Source organism: Dryocola clanedunensis subsp. sulfonylureivorans, assembly GCF_016756775.1.
Classification (GTDB): Bacteria; Pseudomonadota; Gammaproteobacteria; order Enterobacterales; family Enterobacteriaceae; genus Dryocola; species Dryocola clanedunensis.
Genome location: NZ_JAERMU010000014.1, coordinates 41,589 through 61,590, shown reverse-complemented (window position 1 = coordinate 61,590; position 20,002 = coordinate 41,589). Strand labels below are relative to the sequence as shown.

Sequence of the window (20,002 nt, the reverse complement as noted above, 5' to 3'; positions counted from 1 at the left end):
GATAACCGGAAGCATAACTATGCAATGGCGTAATAGCTCAGACCGCTACGGACATTTTTCAGTACTCATCCATTGGCTCGTCGCGCTAAGCATCTACGGTATGTTTGGGCTTGGCCTGTGGATGGTCACGCTTGGCTATTACGATGGCTGGTATCACAAAGCACCTGAACTCCATAAAAGTATTGGCATGGTGATCCTGCTGGTGATGCTGGTTCGCTTACTTTGGCGATTCATCTCTCCTCCTCCGCCTTCGCTTGCCAGCTATTCGCGCTTAACCCGCACCAGTGCGGTGGCAGCCCATATTCTGCTTTACGTTTTATTGTTCTCGATCCTTCTTAGTGGCTACCTCATTTCAACAGCTGATGGCAAACCCATCAGCGTGTTTGGCCTGTTTGAGGTATCCGCAACCCTTAGCGATTATGGCGCTCAGGCAGACCTGGCTGGAACGCTGCATCTCTGGCTGGCCTGGGGCGTGGTGGTCCTTTCCGTGCTGCACGGCCTTGCGGCCCTGAAGCATCACTTTATTGATAAAGACGTTACGCTCAGGCGGATGCTTGGGAAATCTTCTCGTTAATGATGGAGCGAATGATGATGAAAAAATGCCTGCTGGGCGTTGCTGTCGGTGCCCTGATGTTCACGACCGGTTCGGCCGTTGCCGCCGATTATAAAATTGATAAACAGGGCCAGCATGCCTTTGTTAACTTCCGTATCCAGCATCTCGGCTATAGCTGGCTGTACGGCACATTCCGCGATTTTGACGGCACCTTTACCTTCGATGAGAAGAACCCGGCCGCCGATAAAGTCAACGTGACCATCAACACCACCAGCGTCGATACCAACCACGCCGAGCGTGACAAACACCTGCGCAGCGCAGATTTCCTTAACGTGAGTAAATTCCCTCAGGCGACCTTTGTCTCTACCGGGGTGAAAAAGGACGGCGATGAACTGGATATTGCTGGCAATCTTACGCTCAACGGCGTGACAAAGCCGGTCACTCTGGAGGCAAAACTGATTGGTCAGGGTGACGATCCGTGGGGCGGCGTGCGCGCCGGGTTCGAAGCCGAAGGGAAGATAAAACTGAAAGATTTTAACATCACCAAGGATCTCGGCCCGGCCTCCCAGGAGGTGGATTTGATTATCTCCGTGGAAGGCGTTCGTCAGTAAACGTGTTAAGGCCTCCTTCACCAGGAGGCCTTAGATTGCTGACAAAGAAGGAAAAAGCATGGTTTTTCCTTCTTTGTGGTAAGCAGGCGAAAATCAATGAATTGATTTTCCTTGTTATTTATTCGGTGAGATCTTTGTGAAACGCATTCGCTTTAGGTTTGTCATCAGTCTGAGGCCTCCTTCATCAGGAGGCCTTCAATTTACTCAGGATCCGGGATGCCCAGCGTGGTGTTCAGCGCACCGCGAGATTTATTGAAGATCTTATTACCGTTTTCACGGCCCGCACGGCGGCGGCGCTGCTCTTCCGGCGTAAGCGCCAGCTCTTCGCGGCACACTTCGCTACAGCAACCTTCAAACTTAGCGGCGCAGACCGGGCACTGAATAAAGAGCAGATGACAGCCGTCATTCTTACAGTTGGTGTGCGTATCGCAAGGGCTACCGCACTGATGGCAGTGGGCAATCACATCTTCCGAAATACGTTCCCCCATGCGCTCGTCGAAAACAAAGTTTTTGCCTACGAAGCGCACCGGGATCCCCTGTTCGCGAGCACGACGCGCATATTCGATAATTCCGCCTTCAATGTGGTAGACGTTTTTGAAACCGTTATAACGCATCCACGCGCTCGCTTTCTCGCAGCGGATCCCGCCGGTGCAGTACATGACAATTTTTTTGTCTTTATCGTCCTGCAGCATATCGACAGCCTTTGGCAGCTGCTCGCGGAAAGTGTCAGCCGGGATCTCCATCGCGTTCTGGAAATGACCCACTTCATATTCGTAGTGGTTGCGCATGTCGATGAATACGGCTTCCGGGTCATCCAGCATCGCGTTAACTTCAGCGGCTTTAAGATAGTCCCCCACATCGCTGGCATCGAATTCCGGGTCTTCAATGCCGTCGGCAACAATACGATCGCGCACTTTCATACGCAGCACCCAGAACGACTTACCGTCATCGTCCAGCGCGACGTTCAGACGCAGGTTATTGAGCGCAGGATGAAAGGCATACAAGGTTTCCCGAAAGGCCTCTACGCGGCTCTCAGGTACGCTAATTTGGGCGTTAATCCCTTCCCGGGCGAGATAAACACGGCCAAAGACATCCAACGCAACAAAGGCTTTATACAGCGCGTCGCGGGTGCTCTGCGGCTCATCAATGGTGAAATATTTGTAGAATGAGAGAGTGGTACGCGGCTCGGTTTCAGCAAGCATGCGCACGCGCAGTTCCTCATTCGATATGCGGTTGTGTAACACTGGCATGGTGTTCGCTCTGCAGTCATCAAAAAAGTGGTGCGCATCATATAGCAATTAACGTTAATTTACATCCATGTGTTTTACGCTACATTTTTTTCCTTCGACTCCCTATAAAATAACATTTTGATGAAATATCAGGCACTCCGCCGCCGTTAATTTTGGCCAGGCATCAAAAAATGCCACAATAGACTTATCACGAAGATCCGGCATTTGCCGTCACAATAGGTTTTACATGACGAACTTACCGCAATTCTCGCGCGCACTGCTCCACCCCCGCTACTGGGGTACCTGGTTTGGGATTGGCCTTCTGTATGTTGTGACCCTGCTACCCTACCCGGTCATCTATCGCCTTGGCCGAGGTCTTGGCCAGTTAGCCATGACGTTTATGAAGCGCCGCGTCAGGATCACCCGCCGCAATCTTGAGCTGGCCTTCCCGCAAAAATCCCCTGCGGAACGCGAAGCGATCCTGGTTAAAAATTTCGAGTCCGTGGGCCTGGGGCTGATGGAAACGGGCATTGCCTGGTTCTGGCCGCTGTGGCGTATCCAGCGCTGGTGTGACGTATCGGGCGTGGAAGAGATTCATAAGGTGCAGGAAGCAAAGCGTGGCGTGCTGCTCATCGGCATCCACTTCCTGACGCTGGAGCTGGGCGCGCGCATGTTTGGGATGAACACACCGGGCATCGGCGTTTACCGCCCGAACGACAACGCCCTGCTGGACTGGCTGCAAACCTGGGGTCGTATGCGCTCCAACAAAAGCATGATTGACCGCAAGGATCTGAAAGGCATGATCCGCGCCCTGAAACAGGGTGAGATTATCTGGTACGCCCCGGACCATGACTACGGCCCGCGCGGTAGCGTCTTTGTGCCATTTTTTGGCGTTGATGAGGCAGCCACCACCTCGGGCACCTATACGCTGGCAAGAATGTCAGGTGCGGCCATTGTTCCTATGGTGCCGCGAAGAAAGCCGGACGGTAAAGGCTACGAGCTGATTATTCTGCCCGCCGAGTTCGACCCGCCTCTGGAAACCCCGGAAGGCACCGCGCTGTGGATGAACAAGATAGTCGAGCAGTGCATTATGATGGCGCCGGAACAGTATATGTGGCTGCATCGCCGCTTTAAGACCCGTCCGAAGGGTGTACCGTCCCGGTATTGATCGGGTTCTGCGGCATAGGTTGAATAAGCGCAAGCGCCATCCAACATTTCTGGCGGGTGACGCGATGCTTACCCGGCCTGTGCATCTTCCCTATGCTCATCATTTAGCTAAAAAAGCTTTCCGGTTTGCCACTTTCCATTTATCAGGCGCATACTTAGCAGGGTAATATTTTCTTGTTACCAGCTATTTTACCGGAGCGGTATGACCCCCCCTGACAGCAGTATCAACTGGAAACGCAATCTCACCGTCGCCTGGCTGGGGTGTTTCCTCACAGGCGCAGCCTTCAGCCTTGTCATGCCCTTCCTGCCACTGTATGTCGAGCAGCTAGGCGTAACCGGACACAGTGCACTGAATATGTGGTCAGGCCTGGTCTTCAGTATTACCTTCCTGTTTTCCGCCATTGCCTCGCCTTTCTGGGGCGGCCTTGCCGACCGCAAGGGGCGTAAGATAATGCTGCTGCGTTCGGCGCTGGGGATGGCTATCGTCATGGTGCTGATGGGCTTTGCACAGAATATCTGGCAGTTTCTCGCCCTTCGCGCCCTGCTGGGTTTGCTGGGCGGGTTTGTTCCCAATGCTAACGCCCTGATTGCCACTCAGGTGCCACGCCATAAAAGTGGCTGGGCGCTGGGCACGCTTTCGACCGGCGGCGTGAGCGGAGCGCTGCTCGGCCCGATGATTGGCGGCCTGCTGGCAGATAGTTACGGTCTTAGGCCGGTCTTCTTCATTACCGCCGCCGTGCTGTTCGCCTGCTTTATCCTGACGCTGTTCTATATCCGTGAAGAATTTACCCCGGTGACCAAGAAAGACATGCTCCATGCTCGTCAGGTACTCACCTCGCTCAAGAACCCAAAACTCATTCTCAGCCTTTTCGTCACAACGATGATCATTCAAGTGGCAACCGGGTCAATTGCGCCGATTCTCACGCTCTACGTGCGCGACCTGGCGGGTAACGTCAGCAACCTGGCCTTTATCAGCGGGATGATTGCTTCGGTACCAGGCGTTGCAGCGCTGATCAGCGCTCCACGGCTGGGTAAACTTGGCGATCGGATAGGCCCTGAAAAAATCCTGATTTGTGCGCTGGTGATCTCCGTCTTACTGCTGATCCCAATGTCGATGGTGCAAAACCCGTGGCAGCTTGGCCTGCTGCGTTTTTTACTGGGTGCCGCCGATGGCGCGCTACTTCCCGCTGTGCAAACGCTTCTGGTGTATAACTCCAGCAACCAGATTGCGGGGCGTATCTTTAGCTATAACCAGTCTTTCCGTGATATCGGTAACGTCACCGGCCCGCTGATAGGCGCAGCCGTATCCGCCAACTACGGTTTCAGAACGGTGTTCCTGGTCACCGCCAGCGTGGTGTTATTTAACGCATTTTACTCCTGGTTTAGCCTTCGTCGCCCTGCGGAACGGATACGGATTCCCGGTGAGTGAGTAAAGAGATAAATCTCATACTTGCAACTTTGCGAACAGCGTCAACAATTAACATGAAATTGCTATGGAGCACCCGCTCCCCGACCTCTGCCATAAGGAGATATTTCATGAGCATGTACGCAACGCTTGAAGAAGCCATTGATGCCGCACGAGAATTATTCCTCGCCGACAACCCGGATGTGGATGAAGAGACTGCCAGCGTGCAGCAGTTGAATATCCAGAAATACATCCTCCAGGATGGCGATATCATGTGGCAGGCGGAATTTTTCGCCGATGACATTCAGGAAGGTGAATGTTTACCGATGCTGAGCGGTGAGGCCGCACAAAGCGTATTTGACGGCGAGTACGAAGAGATTGAGCTTCGTCAGGAGTGGCTTGAAGAGAATACGCTGCACGAATGGGACGAAGGGGAATTTCAGCTGGAGCCGCCTCTGGATACCGAAGAGGGGCAGACCGCCGCAGATGAATGGGATGAACGGTAATCGTTACTCGTAAGGCCCGTGGCTGGCGTCAATCGGCAACAGCAGCGTGTCAAATACCAGCGAGAGCGGTAAATCCAGCACCGTGATATAGCGCCATGCGCTGTCACGCATAGCCCACTGCACGCCGGGGTAATACTGATTGCCATGTCCCTGCCCCGGTACAGCGCGGCTGATAATGCTGCCGCAGCCGCTGAGCAGACAGGCGACTAACGCCACTATTAGTAATCTCAACACCATTTTCTCCCTTCTGTTTCAGGCCGAGTATACCGATCCACAGAATTAGCGCAAAAAAATGCCGACCCTGGGGTCGGCATTTCGCATTTTCTGGACGCGCTATTTCGTCTGTAGCGCGGCAGGATTGAGCTTAACCGTGTTATAGCTGTCCACCCAGGAGGAGTAGCGATCCGGATTCGACCACACGCGGTAGTGCATGCGCGACAGGGTGACCGGGTCGCTCAGCAGCACCAGGCGGCGGTCGCGGTTCAGTTTGTCCGGCGTTTCGTTCAGCGCCTGCTCAACGTGACGATCGCGGGCAATTTCCAGCACCTGGCTCGCACGGTGACGGGCCGTAGCCATCGCCGTGGTGAGAGCATTAAACGACGGGTTGAATACCGCGTGCATAAAGCCATCTTCCAGCGTGCGGCTGCGGTTGAGCTTCAGGTAGTTATCCGTATCCACCAGCACCTTCGGCGGCGAGTACTCTTCCGGGATCAGGAACAGCTTCCAGCGCTTGGTCCGCAGCCCCACCGTTGCCCGGCTGGAAATCACCGACACGAACGGCGAGAGGATCAGCGAGAACACGATAGGAGCCAGCCAGAACAGGAAGCGCAGATCCAGCCACGCCATACCAACGGCCCAGACCAGGCCCAGCAGCAGCTGCGATCCGTGGCGCATGAAGGCTTCACCCCATGGGGTGGAGTCATCATCACGCTGCGGGGAGTTCCACACCACCTCCCAGCCCAGGAACGCGCTGACCACGAATACGGTGTGGAACAGCATACGTACCGGTGCCAGCAGCACGGAGAACAGCACTTCCAGCAGCAGAGAGAGTGTTACACGCAGGAAGCCGCCGTACTCTTTCGAACCTTTACACCAGATCAGAATAATACTGAGCAGCTTAGGCAGGAACAGCAGCACCATGGTGGATGCAAACAGCGCAATAGCCAGCTCCGGACGCCACTGTGGCCACACCGGGAAAAGCTGACGCGGCTGCAGGAAGTACTGCGGCTCGGTCAGCGCATGCACCACCTGCAGGGCGGTCGACAAGGCCAGGAACATAAACCACAGCGGCGCGGACAGATAGGACATGACGCCCGTCAGGAACACCGCACGGTGTACCGGGTGCATGCCTTTCACCAGGAACAGGCGGAAGTTCATCAGGTTACCGTGGCACCAGCGACGGTCACGCTTCAGCTCATCCAGCAGGTTCGGCGGCAGCTCTTCATAAGAGCCCGGCAGATCGTAGGCAATCCAGACGCCCCAGCCCGCACGACGCATCAGCGCGGCTTCTACGAAGTCGTGGGACAGGATGGAGCCCGCGAAGGAACCTTCACCCGGCAGCGGCGCAAGCGCGCAGTGCTCAATGAACGGCTTCACGCGGATAATGGCGTTGTGACCCCAGTAGTGAGATTCCCCAAGCTGCCAGAAGTGTAGACCCGCGGTGAACAGCGGCCCGTAAACGCGTGTCGCAAACTGCTGACAGCGCGCATACAGCGTGTCCATACCGGACGCTTTCGGGGAAGACTGGATGATCCCGGCGTTCGGGTTGGCTTCCATCAGGCGCACAAGGTTGGTCAGACAGTCACCGCTCATCACGGAGTCCGCGTCCAGCACCACCATGTAGCTGTACTGGTTGCCCCAGCGACGGCAGAAGTCATCGATGTTACCGCTTTTACGTTTCACGCGACGACGGCGGCGACGGTAGAAGATCTGCCCTTCGCCCTGCACTTCGGCGATAAGCTCCATCCAGGCCTTTTGCTCGGCAACGCAGATGTCCGGGTTGTAGCTGTCGCTCAGGATGTAAACATCGAAATGTTTCTCCTGACCGGTGGCTTTCACCGATTCCCAGGTCGCCCGCAGGCCGGCAAATACGCGATCCACGTCTTCGTTACAGATAGGCATAATCAACGCGGTGCGGTGCTCCGGATTGATAGGCTCATCCCCAACGGTTGAGGCAGAGATACTGTATTTGTCTTTGCCCATCAGCAGCTGCAGGAAGCCCATCAGCGCGGTCCAGAAACCGGCGGAGACCCAGCAGAAGAGAATGGCGAAGAGGATCAGAATACCCGTTTGCAGGACGTAAGGCAGTATCTGCATAAAGGAGACCCACAGATCCTGACCAACCATGTCAGCAGGGTTGATCAGCGCCCAGCCCTGGTAAGGCAGAATGGTCTTCATATACCAGGTGGCAACAACGGTCTGTGCAATGGTCAGAATCAGCAGGATATAACGACGGATGGTGCCGACGGTACGCCATTTCTGCTCGGCTTCCGCCTCTTCTTTAGACAGGTAACGGGGGTTAACCTCGCGGCCTCGCAGACGGTCCCAGAAGCGCCCAATCGGGTTGGTGCGCCACGGATCCGGAAACATCGAGGAGCGGGTTGCTTTCGGCATAGCCTGAAGTTGAGTACGCCCTTCCTCATCCTGAATCAGCTGACTGCCGCCCAGCGAGCCGGGCCAGCTTGCTTTAAGCCGGGCCTTAACGGACGCCAGTGGGGAGTCGTCCGCACGGTCGAAATGCTGCTTTTGCTCATCCAGCGCTTCGTGCACCGCTTGCAGATCGCTTGCAGGAAGCGCCGCCTTTTCGGCGGCGGTAAGGGGGAGTGCCTCAATATAGTCAGGCGAAATTTCGGTAGACTTATTCATTAGCAGGTAACTGGTAGCTCCAGGTTTCACTCAGTGTCCGATCGCCATTGACCAGCGCCGCACGCATTTCCGTCGGCTTCTTGTCGTCTTTGACTTTCAGGCGCATCGTTAAGCGCCAGCCTTTGGTGACCGGGTTGTACTGCACCTTGCTGTCAACGATTTCACCGTTGTCGCCGATGCTGGTCTGCGCGGTTACCGGGGTATCCTGCGGCAGTTTTTTCATCTCCGTACCGGTGTAGTCCACCACAAAGGCAATGGTACCGTCCGGCTGACGGATAAGATTAGACTGCTTCACATCACCCGTTGAACGACGAGTCTGCAAGACGTACGCGTTGTCCGGCGCATGCATCTTATCTTCGTCGCGGCTGAAGGTAATGGTGTACTTGAAGTTCATCTCTTTGCCCGGCGCCGGCAGCTGATCCGGTGTCCAGTAGGCAACGATGTTGTCGTTGGTTTCGTCGTTGGTTGGAATTTCTACCAGTTCAACGCGACCTTTACCCCAGTCACCCTGCGGGGCTATCCACGCGCTTGGACGCTGGTCGTAACGATCGTCAAGATCTTCGAAGCGAGAGAACTGACGGCCACGCTGCAGCAGACCGAAGCCCACCGGATTTTCAGTCGCAAAGGAGCTGACCGCGAGATGTTTCGGGTTATTGAGCGGACGCCAAATCCATTCACCGTTACCGGCGTGGATAGACAGACCGTTGGAGTCATGCAGTTCAGGACGGAAGTTAGTGGCCGGCGACGGCTGGTTTGGCCCGAACAGGAACATACTGGTCAGCGGCGCAACGCCCAGTTTACCGACTTTATCGCGCAGATAGACTTTCGACTGCACGTTAACCACGGTGTCACGCCCAGGGGTTATCACAAAGCGATAAGCACCGGTGGCACGTGGGGAATCCAGCAACGCATAGAGGGTCAGCGTTTTATCGTTAGCTTTTGGACGTTCAATCCAGTACTCGCGGAAGCGCGGGAACTCTTCCCCCGACGGCAGCGCGGTATCGATAGCCAGCCCACGGGCTGAGAGGCCATAAACCTGACCTGAACCAATCACACGGAAGTAACTCGCCCCGAGCATGCTGACAATTTCGTCGTTCTTATCTTTGCTGTTGATCGGATAGAGCACTTTAAACCCGGCAAAGCCAAGGTCTTTGACGGTATCTTTGTCGTGTTTAACGTTACCGAAATTAAAGTAATCCGGGCTGTACTTAATCTTGTGGACCGCCGTTGCCGTGACTTCATTGATTTTCACTGGCGTGTCGAAGTACATACCCTGATGGTAGAATTCAAGCTTAAACGGGGTCTTTAACTTGCTCCAGTAGGCTTTGTCGTGGTTGAACTGGATCTGCTGATAGTCCGCATATTTCATGTCACGAAATTGCGATGGCAGGTTAGTTTTAGGTGCCTCATAGCTTTTGCCCGCCAATGTTTTCGCTTGTTTTGCGACATCATCGATCGTGAAGGCCCAAACCGTAGTGGTATAAAGGGACAGCATCACTGCAGCACCCAGCGCACACATTTTCATCATTTTTGGTTTATGTTTCATATTAACCAGCACATCCCCCTTTGTGTGCTTAAATCAATCCAATCCATTTTAATGGAAACTTCTGCTTTCCGACAACCAATTACCCGCATCGTTCAGCATACCGGCTCAGGCTTTAAGCAAAAAAAGACAACCGCTTACGCTTTGAGAGTCTCCTGTACAGACAGGATGTCACGGTTAGTGTAGGGTTGCCACGGAAAGTATCTTATTAGTGCTGGAGCCTGATAGATAATGTTCTTAAGGATAAGACGATTAGTCCGATAATGTCTGGAGTATTATGAGTAACGTACCTGTTCAACGCGAGTTTTTCCTGGATTCTATCCGGGCGTGGTTAATGCTTTTGGGTATCCCTTTTCACATTTCTCTTATCTACTCCAGCCACCAGTGGCACGTGAACAGCGCCCTGCCCTCATGGTGGCTGACCCTGTTTAATGACTTCATTCACGCCTTCCGTATGCAGGTGTTTTTTGTCATTTCCGGTTACTTTTCTTATATGCTTTTTTTGCGCTACCCGCTTAAACGCTGGTGGAAAGTGCGCGTTGAGCGTGTAGGCATTCCCATGCTGACAGCCATACCGCTACTGACGCTGCCTCAGTTTCTGATGTTGCAGCATATCAGTGGTAAAGGAGCGGACTGGCACAACCTCACGGCGTATGAAAAATACAATACGCTGGTGTGGGAGCTGATCTCACACTTATGGTTCCTGCTGGTGATGGTCGTCCTGACCACGGTCTGTCTTTTTGTGTTTAAAAAGATGAACAGATACATTACGCGCCACAAAGAGAAGCGTGATGCCCAATGGTCTTTAGGAACACTCTCACTCATTTTCCTGGCCTGCGGCATCTTGTACGGGGCGCTTCGCCGGACGATTTTTATTATTCACGCGCCGTTATTAAGCGACGGGTTGTTCAATTTCGTGGTGATGCAAACCCTCTTCTACCTGCCGTTCTTCCTGCTCGGTGCGCTGGCGTTCACCCGCCCAGGCTTAAAAGATTTGTTCACTAAGCCTTCACCCTGGTGCGCGGTAGGCGCAGCGCTGGCGTTTGCGGCCTATTTACTAAACCAGCGTTACGGTAGCGGCGACGCATGGATGTACGAAACGGAAAGCGTGATTACCATGCTGATGGGCCTGTGGATGGTGAATGTGGTGTTCTCGCTGGGCCACAAGCTGTTGAACTTCCACTCCCCGCGCGTAACCTACTTCGTTAACGCCTCGCTATTTATCTATCTGGTACACCATCCGCTGACGCTGTTCTTCGGCGCGTATATTACGCCGCACATTGAGTCAAACGCGCTGGGGTTCTTCACCGGTTTAGTCTTTGTGGTGGGCATTGCCATCGTGCTGTATGAAATTCACCTTCGCATTCCCGTGCTGCGCTTCCTGTTCTCCGGCAAGCCGCAGAACAAAGCGGCTAAAGCATAACGCCCTGACGTTTGTGACCGGGATACCCGGGACGACCACCGGATTTGGCGTCCCTCCGGGAATCCAATCCCGGCGTTTCCCCTAATTCATTGGCTCAAGTGCAAAGAGTCAGGTCAGAGCAGCCATTCCACCGGAAGCCGGTAAACCAGACGAACCAGCACCCGCTGCCAGAAGCGGGTGTGGGGTTCTTTCTTCCAGACAATCTCTTTGCCTTCGCTGTTCTCCACCCAGTTCACTCTTCCCCAGCGATCGAGCCGCAGTGCCCAGGCGGCCTCTTTCTGGCTTTGGGTGAAGCGCGAGTGGATATCTTCAGCAAGCTTTGCGCTCTCGATGACAAACCCCATCTCGGTATTCAGCATGGCCGAGCGCGGATCGAAGTTGAACGAGCCGATAAACACCTGCTGCTTATCAACGCTGAACGTCTTGGCATGCAAACTGGAGCCTGAATTCCCTGTTAGCCCACGGTCATGGGGAACATAGCGTCCGTCGTACTTTGGCTTCAGCTCAAAAAGTTGCACCCCGTGGCGCAGCAGTTTTTTACGCCAGCGGGCGTAGCCTGCGTGTACCGGAGCAACGTCGTTAGCGGCCAGAGAGTTGGTCAGGATAGCGACCTTCACGCCCTTGCGCACCAGCCCGAGGATCTGTGCCACACCCGCCCTCGTCGGGACGAAATAGGCAGAGATAATGTCGATCTCTTGTTTCGGCTGACCGATGACGTTCAGCAGGCGCTGGGGTAATAACGTATTATTTCTCGCCTTCCCCTGCCCTTTACGCGGGTCGTCACTCAGCAGACGGGTTTTTGCCCAATACATGCTGAGCGTGCGAGATACCAGATGAGTAGCGAACTGGCTGGTCGTTAGCCGATCAAGATAACGCCGTGCGATAGGGTCATTCTTCCAGTTCTCCGGTAACGTCACACGGTCATGGAGTCTCTCTTCATCTACTTCCAGCACTTTTTCCAGCGTCGATACCGACTGACAGTGCCAGTAGCGTTCAAAATCCTGACAAACTTCTGATACCACTGGCCCTACCGCCAGCACATCCAGATCCGAGAAAAGCGGCTGCTCCCCGGCACCGAAATAGGCATCCCCGACGTTGCGCCCGCCAATAATCGTCGCTTCGCCGTCTACCGTGAAACTCTTGTTGTGCATCCGTCTGTTTAAACGAGCAAAATCGGTCAGGTAGCCAATCGCGCGGAACAGGCGAAACGAGAAGGGATTAAACAGGCGGACTTCAATATTGGGATGAGCATTCAGCAGGCGCAGCGTGTCGTCCAGCCCGTTGGTGTTGTTGTCATCAAGCAGCAGCCGCACCTTGACACCCCGCTCGGCCGCGGACAGCAGCGCGCTGAACAGCAGCCTGCCTGACATATCGTCCTGCCAGATGTAATACTGCACATCCAGGGATTTTTCGGCCATGCCGCACAGCAGATAGCGCGCCGCAAACGCATCCAGACTGTCGGCTAAAGTATGGATACCGCTTAACCCAGGGTGCTCAGCCGTCGTCGGTGTTATCGCCTGCCCCAGGCGGGTTGCGTGTTCTTTGTCCACGTCAGAGTTGGGAAAGATAGTGTTGATAGATTCGGGTATTTTCGTCATCAAAACAGACAAAAACCACCTCTTCAGGCAGCGGTCTGATGCCGATATATTTATAAACTACATCCACCGCGATGCGTGCAGCCAGCTCTTTCGGATAGCCATAAACGCCCGTACTGATGGCCGGAAACGCAATAGTGCGATACCCGTTAGCCGCCGCTAAATCCAGACAGTTGCGGTAAGCCAGCTCAAGCAGCTCCGGTTCATGGTGGTCACCACCATGCCAGACGGGGCCGACGGCATGGATAATTGCTTTCACGGGAATATTTCCAGCCTCGGTAATCACCGCATGTCCCAGTGCGCACTCGCCCTGTTGACGGACGATGAGTTTGCACGCTTCAAGCAATGCGGGACCGGCAGCTTTATGAATGGCGCCATCCACGCCCCCCCCGCCCAACAGCGAAGCGTTAGCCGCATTAACAATGACATCGACGGCAACGGTAGTGATATCGCCCTGAACTACCGACATTCGTTCACTCATGGGTAAACCTCCAGTTAGTCTTTGATAATAGTCTAAACTTAGCCAACTGTTGCCGTATACCACATCCCGTGAGTTTTCCTGCGGGCCAGGTTTTTCCTGTCTTTATTCTCTGTGAATTTCAGAAACGTGCCGAAAATCTTAATTGGTCTTATGACGGCAGGATGACAAAGAAGGCTGTTAGCGAGGAATAACCGTTGCTGCGACTGGCACGCCTGGTTTTACGAAGGCGTGCCACAAAGGTCAGAAAAAGGGTGATATCAGAAGTCCACGGACATGGAGAGTTTGAGCATACGCGGGTCCCCCTGGGTGAGGTAGGTACCGGAATCATCTACCGATGCCCAGTATTTCTCATTGGTGACGTTTTCCACCGCCGCACGCCACGTCAGCGTTTGCTCCTTCACTTTCATGCTGTAACGTGCGCCCAGATCAAGACGCGTCCAGCCATCCAGCTTAATGGTGTTGCTGGCGTTGGCATACTGTGAGCCGGTGCGGGTAACGGTGCCGGTTGCGGTCAGATTCTGGGTCCACGGCAGATCCCACTCACCTCCCAGGGTCACGGCATAGCGCGGTACGCCCACGGCGTCGTTGCCATCGTTCACGCCGCCCGCTGTTTTGCTTAATTCCGGCTTCATCCACAGCGCGCTGCCCAACAGACGTACGCCGTATACCGGCTCGCCGAAGACGTTCAGCTCCATCCCACGGCTTTGCTGTTCGCCATAAAGGCCGTAGACGTTCTGCTCATCAACCATGCCAACCGGTTTTTTAATTTCAAACAACGCGAGCGTGCCGCCGAGGCGGCCGAAGTCCATCTTCATGCCAACTTCGTTCTGTCTGGACTGTACGATCCCGACAACCTGACCGGCATTGACAGCTTTGCTGCTGGCGGTTGGCCCTGGCTGCAATGCTTCAATGTGGTTGGCATAGAAGGAAACCTGCTCCCACGGCTTCACCACCAGGCCATAAACAGGCGTAACTTTAAAGGCGTCAAAGCGGGTAGCAGGCGTTTCCACCCCCTGATAATCATAGTTGCGTACCGTTACATCCTGACGACGGCCACCTACGGTCAGCAGCACGCGGTCATCAAGCGCTGAAAGCGTATCAGAGACCGACACACCTGACGTTCTGGTGCGGCTACGGTCGTGCGGATCGTCCATACTCCCCCCGCTGTAGAGCGTCGGCGGGTAGTCAATGGTCGTCGGGTCGTAGATATTAATGGTGTTACCCGAGCCTGATAGCGTGTAAGCCGAGCGGGTTTTACGATACACGCCGGAGTAGCCCAGATTAACGCTGTGCCCTATCACGCCCGTGTCGAACTTGCCGCGAATGCCGGTCATGCCGGAGAAGCTGTCGGCGATATAGCGTGTTCCCAGACGGCTGACGCTTGCATTGCCGTCATCATCCAGCAGCTTTGGCAGACTGTACTCACCGCGCTCGTCGGTGTTATTACCGCCGATGCCGCCATAAAACGTCCAGTTATTCGCAACGTCATATTCCCCGCGCAGGGCTGCAAAACGCGTTGTCATATCCGAATAGACCCACTTCTGGCTGTAGTTGTCGCTGTTGTCCGGCACGTCAGGCATCTCAGTGATAGCCCCCACGCCTATACCAATTCGCCCATTATGAATGGTGGATTTCTGCCAGCCTGCGTCCAGAGAGCCGCGCAGACGCTCACCTTGATAATCCAGGCCCATACTGGCAAGCGTGGTACGCTCTTTTTCATCATCGACTGCCGTATCACCTTCGCGATGGAGCACATTCACCCGCGCGCCAAACTGGTCGCTGTCACCGAAACGGCGACCGGCATCCAGCGAGGTGCCAATTTGCGAGTCAGATCCATAATCCACGCTCACGCGGGTTAACGGAATGCTATCTGCACGCTTCGGCTCCACGTTGATAGAACCGCCAACGCCCGATCCCCCCGGCGGTACGCCGTTAAGAAACGCACTGGAGCCTTTAATAATTTCCACGCGTTCGGCGATATTTGTCGTCACCACCTGGCGAGGCAGTACGCCGTATAAACCGCCGAAGGCAATATCGTCGCCGTCGAGCTGGAAGCCACGGATCCGGTATGACTCGGCAAAGTTGCCGTAGCCGCGTACCGCCTGCACCGTTGCGTCATTGCGAATCACATCTGTCAGCGTAGTGGCCTGCTGGTCCTCAATCATTTTTGAGGTGTAGCCGATAATGTTAAACGGGACGTTTTTGGCTTCCTGCTCGCCAAGCAGCCCCAGACGCCCGCCGTTGGCAACCTGGCCATCCAGATAAGCAGGAACCAGCTCATCTCCCCCGGCCCGGAAAGTCTCCTCCGGCGCGGCGGTAACGGTGATGGTGTCCTCTTTTGGGGAAGGCACCGCGGGCTGCGCGGCGGCGAAAGCTGGTGTGATAGCGGCGCTAATGAATGCGGCAAGGAGGCGTGGCCGCAGCACTGGCTGACAGGAGGCTGGATATGGCATGACAATTTCCCTGACAAATAATAATGAGAATGCTTCTTATTTTGAGCATGATTATCGTTTTCCAGCTAAGAATTGCAAGCAAAAATGACACAGCGTTTCAGGATATATCTTCCATGGGACTGGCGTTACGCCGCCCCTGCGCCTGAATACAGGAAACATTCGCTGATGAAGGTAAGATGGGTAATATAATTTGAAATGATATTTCCGGGAAATACAGATATTTAACTAATTTATTCTTCGCAAGAAATATCTTAATTCAGAAAAATTATTCAGAAGATTCTTCCTTGTTTGATTGATATATGTCGCTCAGATTGGCATCATAGCGCCCTTTACTTCGGAGACTACATGCAGGATTTTTTACTGCTTCTGAAAAGCTACGGCATGGAATTAAATAAGTACACTTATTTGGTCGTTATGCTGAGCGTGATTGTACTGACCGCCGTGGTTGTTCATTTTATTCTGCACCGTATCGTCCTGCGCATTTTTGAGAAGCACGCGAACAACAGCTCAAAACTCTGGCTGCAGATTATTACCCAAAATAAATTATTCAACCGTGTAGCCTTTACGCTGCAGGGTATCATCGTCAATTTCCAGGCCGTGATATGGCTGCATAAAAATGGCCAGGCCAGCGAAATCATCTCTACCTGCGCGCAGCTGTGGATCATGCTCTTCGCCCTGCTTTCGCTCTTCTCGCTGCTGGATATCGCGCTAAAGATCTCCCACAGATTTGCTATCGCTTCACAGCTGCCACTTAAAGGTATCGTGCAGGGCATCAAGCTGGTCGCCGCGATTATCATCGGCATTTTGATGATTTCCGTGATGCTGGATCAGTCTCCGGCGATTCTGATCAGTGGTCTGGGCGCCATGGCCGCCGTACTGATGTTGGTCTTTAAAGACCCGATTCTCGGTCTGGTTGCCGGTATCCAGCTGTCCGCTAACAACATGCTGATGCTGGGCGACTGGCTGGAGATGCCGAAATTTGGCGCGGACGGCGCGGTCATTGATATTGGTCTGACGACGGTAAAAGTGCAGAACTGGGATAATACGATTACCACCATCCCCACCTACGCCCTTGTTTCCGATGCCTTTAAAAACTGGAGCGGCATGTCGAAATCCGGCGGCCGTCGCATCAAGCGCAGTATTAATATTGATGCGACCAGCATTCATTTCCTGACGGAAGATGAGATCCTGCGCCTTAATAAATCACGAGTGTTAAAGCCGTATATTGAAGCGCGTAATGAAGAAATTAACAGTTATAATCAGCAATATAACGAAGAGGAAGGCAATGCGCTTAATTGCCGAGGCATGACCAACATCGGCACCTTCCGCGCTTATCTGGCCGAATATTTACAGCACCACACAAAAATTCGTAAAGACATGACGCTGATGGTGCGTCAGTTAGCGCCGGGCGCTGAAGGGATGCCGCTGGAAATATACGCTTTTACCAACACCACCGCGTGGCTGGAATATGAAGCGATTCAGGCTGATATTTTCGACCATGTTTATGCGGTAATGGGTGAATTTGGTCTGCGCGTTTATCAGTCCCCAACGGGCAATGATATGCGTAACCTGACGGCACTTGCCGGTTCAGCGCAGCAGTAATGTTTACAGCAGTATTAGCTCGGGCGTGAAACCGGCCGCAAAAGGTTCGCGCCCGCAGCAGGCAACCAGGGTATTGCTGACGGTAAAATGGCTCAGGTGAAGGCCCGCAGGGCTTAATGTCTCCAGCGGAAGATCTAATGAGCTGATTTGCCACACGGTACCCCCCTGCTGTTTGAGGACGGCCTCATGCGCGGTCCACAAACGCCAGAAGGCAGGAAGCTGCTCTTGTAGGGGTAGCCTTTCAAGCCAGTCAACCAGCCCGCCTGAAAAGCTGTGCCGCGCCACGGACATAAATCGAGGACGGGGCCGCAGCAGCTCTATATCACAGCCTACCTCCCCTTCCCCCACCAGCACCGCAACGCCTGTCGCGCTGTTACTGATATTAAAATTCGCCAGCTGCGGGTGAAAAGGTTTGCCGTTTGGCCCTCTCTCCAGCGCCGGCAACGCCTCCCGTCCCAGCAACATTGCCAGCAAAATACGCCCGGCCAGCCACACCGATCGGCGACGTCCGGGCGGTGCCGCAGCGGCCAGCTCAGGAGAAAGCCAGCGCCTGACGTACGCGTCATCTGCCAGACGCGTGATGTCAGCAAACGCCAGCCTGTAGGGCGTTACGGCCAACGGCGAAGCACCAGCGAGGTATTGATCCCCCCGAACGCAAAGTTGTTGCTCTGCACAAATTCGGTGTCCAGGCGACGGGCGCTGCCCATAATGTAATCCAGCTCACCGCAGGCTTCGTCCGGATTGCGCAGGTTCAGGGTTTCGGCAAACCAGCCTTCACGCATCATTTCGATACTCATCCACGCCTCAAGCGAGCCGCAGGCTCCAAGCGTGTGGCCAAAATAGCTTTTTAGCGAGGAGATGGGAGTTGTCGATCCGAAGACGGCAGCGGTGGCCTGCGTTTCGGCTATATCACCACGATCCGTCGCCGTACCGTGCGCACTGATATAACCGATATCGCTGGCGGCAAGTCCGGCGGAGCCGAGACCGCGCTCGATACAAATCTGCATCGTCTCTTTTTGCGGCTGCGTGATATGCGATGCATCGCAGTTGGTATGAAAACCGACGATCTCGGCGTAGATCGTTGCCCCGCGAGCCCGCGCGTGTTCAAGATCCTCGAGAATGAGCGAGCCTGCGCCTTCGCCAATCACCAGGCCGTCACGCGCCTGGTCAAAGGGGGCCGGGGTGCTCTTCGGCAGATCGTTTCGCTGGCTGGTGGCAAACAGGGTGTCGAACACGGCAGCTTCCGATGGGCAGAGCTCTTCCGCCCCACCTGCGACCATGACGGTTTGGTAGCCGTGTCGAATCGCTTCCCAGGCGTAGCCAATCGCCTGGCTCCCTGACGTACAGGCGCTGGAGGTTGGGATCACCCGGCCACGCAGGCCGAAGAATAGCCCGGCGTTCACCGCCGCGGTGTGCGGCATCATCTGCACATAGGTCGTCCCGGTGATATTGCGGGTATGTTTTTCCGTCAGCATGGTGGCGAATTCACTCACCGGCCCGGTGCTCCCCGTAGAAGAGCCGTAGGCAATGCCCGTATTACCGCTGGTCAACACAGGGTCATCGATTAACCCGGCCTGTTCAAGCGCCAGCTCCGTCGCTCGCGTAGCCATAAGGGAAACTCGTCCCATGGCACGGATGCGTTTGCGCGTGTAATGTGCAGGGAGCGAAAAATTATCAACAGGTGCGCCGAGCATGGTGTTCAGCCCGTCGTAAATCTGCCACTCCGGCATTTGTCTTACCGCATTCTGGCCTGAACGCAGCCCGTCTGAAACAGCCTGCCAGCTCTCACCAAAAGCCGTCACTCCGCCCATGCCGGTTACCACCACACGTCGGATCACAACATGCCTCCGTTAATGGAGATAACCTGGCGGGTGACATAGCCTGCCACCGGCGACATCAGGTAGCGGGCAAGCCCTGCCACCTCTTCTGATTGTCCCATGCGCTGCAAAGGGATAAGGCGCATCGCTTCTTTAAGCGCGGCGTCTTCCATTTCAATCATGCCGGTGTCAATTAACCCAGGCGCAATACAGTTGACGGTAATTTTGCGCTTTGCCAGTTCGATAGCCAGCGCTTTGGTCGCACCAATAATGCCCGCCTTCGCCGCGCTGTAGTTCACCTGCCCACGGTTGCCCATGATCCCGGAGACGGATGACAGGGTGATGATTCGCCCGCCGTCGCGCAGGCCAATCATTGGCATCACGCAGGGTTGGATGACGTTATAGAAGCTGTCGAGGTTGGTATGGATAACGCCATCCCAGTCCTCGTCGGTCAGCGCCGGAAAGGCGCCGTCTCGCGCCACGCCCGCATTATTCACCACGCCCCAGTAAGCGCCGTGGGCCTCGATATCAGCTTCAAGTACAGCCCGGCATTGTGTCCGATTCGCACTGTCGAACTGCATCAAGCGGCCCGTGCCGCCCTGCTGCTCAATAAGATTTAGCGTTTGCTGTGCGCCATCTGAATCGCGGTGATAATGCACCACCACGCAAAAACCGTCTTCCGCCAGCCCACAGGCAATTGCCCTGCCAATGCCCTTGCTGGCACCGGTCACCAGTACTGTTCGTGTCATACC

The 20,002-nt window shown here is 54.7% G+C and carries 17 protein-coding genes; 7 read left to right on the top strand and 10 right to left on the bottom strand.

All coding sequences use genetic code 11. From position 1 onward, the window contains the following. Positions 1 to 19 precede the first annotated feature (19 nt). Positions 20 to 574, top strand: a complete 555-nt coding sequence (locus tag HYQ67_RS15470; RefSeq protein ID WP_202304820.1) for a cytochrome b — start codon at positions 20 to 22, stop codon at positions 572 to 574. 17 nt (positions 575 to 591) lie between these two features. Beyond that, positions 592 to 1,164, top strand: a complete 573-nt coding sequence (locus HYQ67_RS15465) for a YceI family protein (RefSeq protein WP_202304948.1) — start codon at positions 592 to 594, stop codon at positions 1,162 to 1,164. A 200-nt stretch (positions 1,165 to 1,364) separates the two neighbouring features. Here the strand turns inward: HYQ67_RS15465 and trhO are convergent, their stop codons facing one another. Beyond that, positions 1,365 to 2,414, bottom strand: a complete 1,050-nt coding sequence (trhO, locus tag HYQ67_RS15460) for an oxygen-dependent tRNA uridine(34) hydroxylase TrhO (protein ID WP_202304818.1) — start codon at positions 2,412 to 2,414, stop codon at positions 1,365 to 1,367. Between the two features lie 226 nt (positions 2,415 to 2,640). Between trhO and HYQ67_RS15455 the strand changes: the two genes are divergently transcribed. From HYQ67_RS15455 to HYQ67_RS15445, 3 genes are all read left to right on the top strand, one after another. Next, complete coding sequence (locus tag HYQ67_RS15455) at positions 2,641 to 3,561, top strand: Kdo(2)-lipid IV(A) acyltransferase (protein WP_202304817.1); 921 nt, start codon at positions 2,641 to 2,643, stop codon at positions 3,559 to 3,561. Positions 3,562 to 3,762: 201 nt separating this feature from the next. After that, positions 3,763 to 4,989 (top strand): multidrug efflux MFS transporter MdtG, encoded by a 1,227-nt coding sequence (gene mdtG, locus HYQ67_RS15450; protein WP_202304816.1) that lies wholly within the window; start codon positions 3,763 to 3,765, stop codon positions 4,987 to 4,989. Positions 4,990 to 5,096: 107 nt separating this feature from the next. Beyond that, a complete protein-coding gene (locus tag HYQ67_RS15445) occupies positions 5,097 to 5,471 on the top strand; it encodes a MysB family protein (protein ID WP_202304815.1) in 375 nt (124 codons plus the stop codon). Positions 5,472 to 5,474: 3 nt separating this feature from the next. Here the strand turns inward: HYQ67_RS15445 and HYQ67_RS15440 are convergent, their stop codons facing one another. The 3 genes from HYQ67_RS15440 to mdoG all read right to left on the bottom strand — a co-directional run bounded on the left by HYQ67_RS15440 (position 5,475) and on the right by mdoG (position 9,864). Beyond that, positions 5,475 to 5,708 (bottom strand): YceK/YidQ family lipoprotein, encoded by a 234-nt coding sequence (locus tag HYQ67_RS15440; RefSeq protein WP_431355446.1) that lies wholly within the window; start codon positions 5,706 to 5,708, stop codon positions 5,475 to 5,477. 96 nt (positions 5,709 to 5,804) lie between these two features. After that, positions 5,805 to 8,336: a glucans biosynthesis glucosyltransferase MdoH gene (gene mdoH, locus HYQ67_RS15435; protein WP_202304814.1), complete on the bottom strand. Its 2,532-nt coding sequence runs from the start codon at positions 8,334 to 8,336 to the stop codon at positions 5,805 to 5,807. Continuing rightward, entirely contained in the window at positions 8,329 to 9,864 is a 1,536-nt protein-coding gene (mdoG, locus tag HYQ67_RS15430) for a glucans biosynthesis protein MdoG (protein ID WP_202304944.1), read from the bottom strand. Before mdoG ends, mdoH begins: the two co-directional genes overlap by 8 nt. A 292-nt stretch (positions 9,865 to 10,156) precedes the next feature. Here mdoG and mdoC point away from each other — a divergent pair, with 292 nt between their 5' ends. Next, positions 10,157 to 11,302, top strand: a complete 1,146-nt coding sequence (gene mdoC / locus HYQ67_RS15425) for a glucans biosynthesis protein MdoC (protein WP_202304813.1) — start codon at positions 10,157 to 10,159, stop codon at positions 11,300 to 11,302. Positions 11,303 to 11,415: 113 nt separating this feature from the next. Here mdoC and HYQ67_RS15420 read toward each other — a convergent pair whose 3' ends face one another. The 3 genes from HYQ67_RS15420 to HYQ67_RS15410 form a co-directional block, all read right to left on the bottom strand. Then, the gene (locus HYQ67_RS15420; RefSeq protein WP_431355445.1) at positions 11,416 to 12,903 is read right to left on the bottom strand and encodes a phospholipase D family protein; all 1,488 of its coding nucleotides are present in this window, start codon (positions 12,901 to 12,903) and stop codon (positions 11,416 to 11,418) included. Then, the gene (ymdB, locus tag HYQ67_RS15415; protein ID WP_202304806.1) at positions 12,854 to 13,378 is read right to left on the bottom strand and encodes an O-acetyl-ADP-ribose deacetylase; all 525 of its coding nucleotides are present in this window, start codon (positions 13,376 to 13,378) and stop codon (positions 12,854 to 12,856) included. Before ymdB ends, HYQ67_RS15420 begins: the two co-directional genes overlap by 50 nt. Positions 13,379 to 13,635: 257 nt before the next feature. Beyond that, positions 13,636 to 15,831: a TonB-dependent receptor gene (locus HYQ67_RS15410; protein WP_202304805.1), complete on the bottom strand. Its 2,196-nt coding sequence runs from the start codon at positions 15,829 to 15,831 to the stop codon at positions 13,636 to 13,638. A gap of 381 nt (positions 15,832 to 16,212) precedes the next feature. On the opposite strand from HYQ67_RS15410, the gene HYQ67_RS15405 reads away from it, so the two are divergent. Beyond that, on the top strand, positions 16,213 to 17,433 hold the full coding sequence (locus tag HYQ67_RS15405; RefSeq protein ID WP_431355447.1) for a mechanosensitive ion channel family protein: 1,221 nt from the start codon (positions 16,213 to 16,215) through the stop codon (positions 17,431 to 17,433). Between the two features lie 3 nt (positions 17,434 to 17,436). Here HYQ67_RS15405 and HYQ67_RS15400 read toward each other — a convergent pair whose 3' ends face one another. The 3 genes from HYQ67_RS15400 to HYQ67_RS15390 are packed head-to-tail and all read right to left on the bottom strand — an operon-like array spanning position 17,437 to position 19,999. After that, positions 17,437 to 18,051 carry a 4'-phosphopantetheinyl transferase superfamily protein gene (locus HYQ67_RS15400; protein ID WP_202304803.1) on the bottom strand — a complete coding sequence of 205 codons (615 nt, stop codon included), beginning with the start codon at positions 18,049 to 18,051 and terminating at the stop codon, positions 17,437 to 17,439. Continuing rightward, entirely contained in the window at positions 18,042 to 19,271 is a 1,230-nt protein-coding gene (locus tag HYQ67_RS15395; RefSeq protein ID WP_202304797.1) for a beta-ketoacyl-ACP synthase, read from the bottom strand. Before HYQ67_RS15395 ends, HYQ67_RS15400 begins: the two co-directional genes overlap by 10 nt. After that, positions 19,268 to 19,999, bottom strand: coding sequence for a 3-ketoacyl-ACP reductase FabG2 (locus tag HYQ67_RS15390; RefSeq protein ID WP_202304795.1), 732 nt, complete (start codon positions 19,997 to 19,999; stop codon positions 19,268 to 19,270). Before HYQ67_RS15390 ends, HYQ67_RS15395 begins: the two co-directional genes overlap by 4 nt. Positions 20,000 to 20,002 lie beyond the last annotated feature (3 nt).

What these genes read in the sequence shown, in the direction of transcription:
- HYQ67_RS15445 (WP_202304815.1), top strand. Translation starts at nt 5,097, where the DNA reads ATGAGCATGTACGCAACGCTTGAAGAAGCCATTGATGCCGCACGAGAA.
- HYQ67_RS15440 (WP_431355446.1), bottom strand. Translation starts at nt 5,708, where the DNA reads ATGGTGTTGAGATTACTAATAGTGGCGTTAGTCGCCTGTCTGCTCAGC.
- HYQ67_RS15455 (WP_202304817.1), top strand. Translation starts at nt 2,641, where the DNA reads ATGACGAACTTACCGCAATTCTCGCGCGCACTGCTCCACCCCCGCTAC.
- HYQ67_RS15470 (WP_202304820.1), top strand. Translation starts at nt 20, where the DNA reads ATGCAATGGCGTAATAGCTCAGACCGCTACGGACATTTTTCAGTACTC.
- mdtG (WP_202304816.1), top strand. Translation starts at nt 3,763, where the DNA reads ATGACCCCCCCTGACAGCAGTATCAACTGGAAACGCAATCTCACCGTC.
- HYQ67_RS15465 (WP_202304948.1), top strand. Translation starts at nt 592, where the DNA reads ATGAAAAAATGCCTGCTGGGCGTTGCTGTCGGTGCCCTGATGTTCACG.
- mdoC (WP_202304813.1), top strand. Translation starts at nt 10,157, where the DNA reads ATGAGTAACGTACCTGTTCAACGCGAGTTTTTCCTGGATTCTATCCGG.
- ymdB (WP_202304806.1), bottom strand. Translation starts at nt 13,378, where the DNA reads ATGAGTGAACGAATGTCGGTAGTTCAGGGCGATATCACTACCGTTGCC.
- HYQ67_RS15410 (WP_202304805.1), bottom strand. Translation starts at nt 15,831, where the DNA reads ATGCCATATCCAGCCTCCTGTCAGCCAGTGCTGCGGCCACGCCTCCTT.
- HYQ67_RS15405 (WP_431355447.1), top strand. Translation starts at nt 16,213, where the DNA reads ATGGAATTAAATAAGTACACTTATTTGGTCGTTATGCTGAGCGTGATT.
- mdoH (WP_202304814.1), bottom strand. Translation starts at nt 8,336, where the DNA reads ATGAATAAGTCTACCGAAATTTCGCCTGACTATATTGAGGCACTCCCC.
- trhO (WP_202304818.1), bottom strand. Translation starts at nt 2,414, where the DNA reads ATGCCAGTGTTACACAACCGCATATCGAATGAGGAACTGCGCGTGCGC.
- HYQ67_RS15390 (WP_202304795.1), bottom strand. Translation starts at nt 19,999, where the DNA reads ATGACACGAACAGTACTGGTGACCGGTGCCAGCAAGGGCATTGGCAGG.
- mdoG (WP_202304944.1), bottom strand. Translation starts at nt 9,864, where the DNA reads ATGATGAAAATGTGTGCGCTGGGTGCTGCAGTGATGCTGTCCCTTTAT.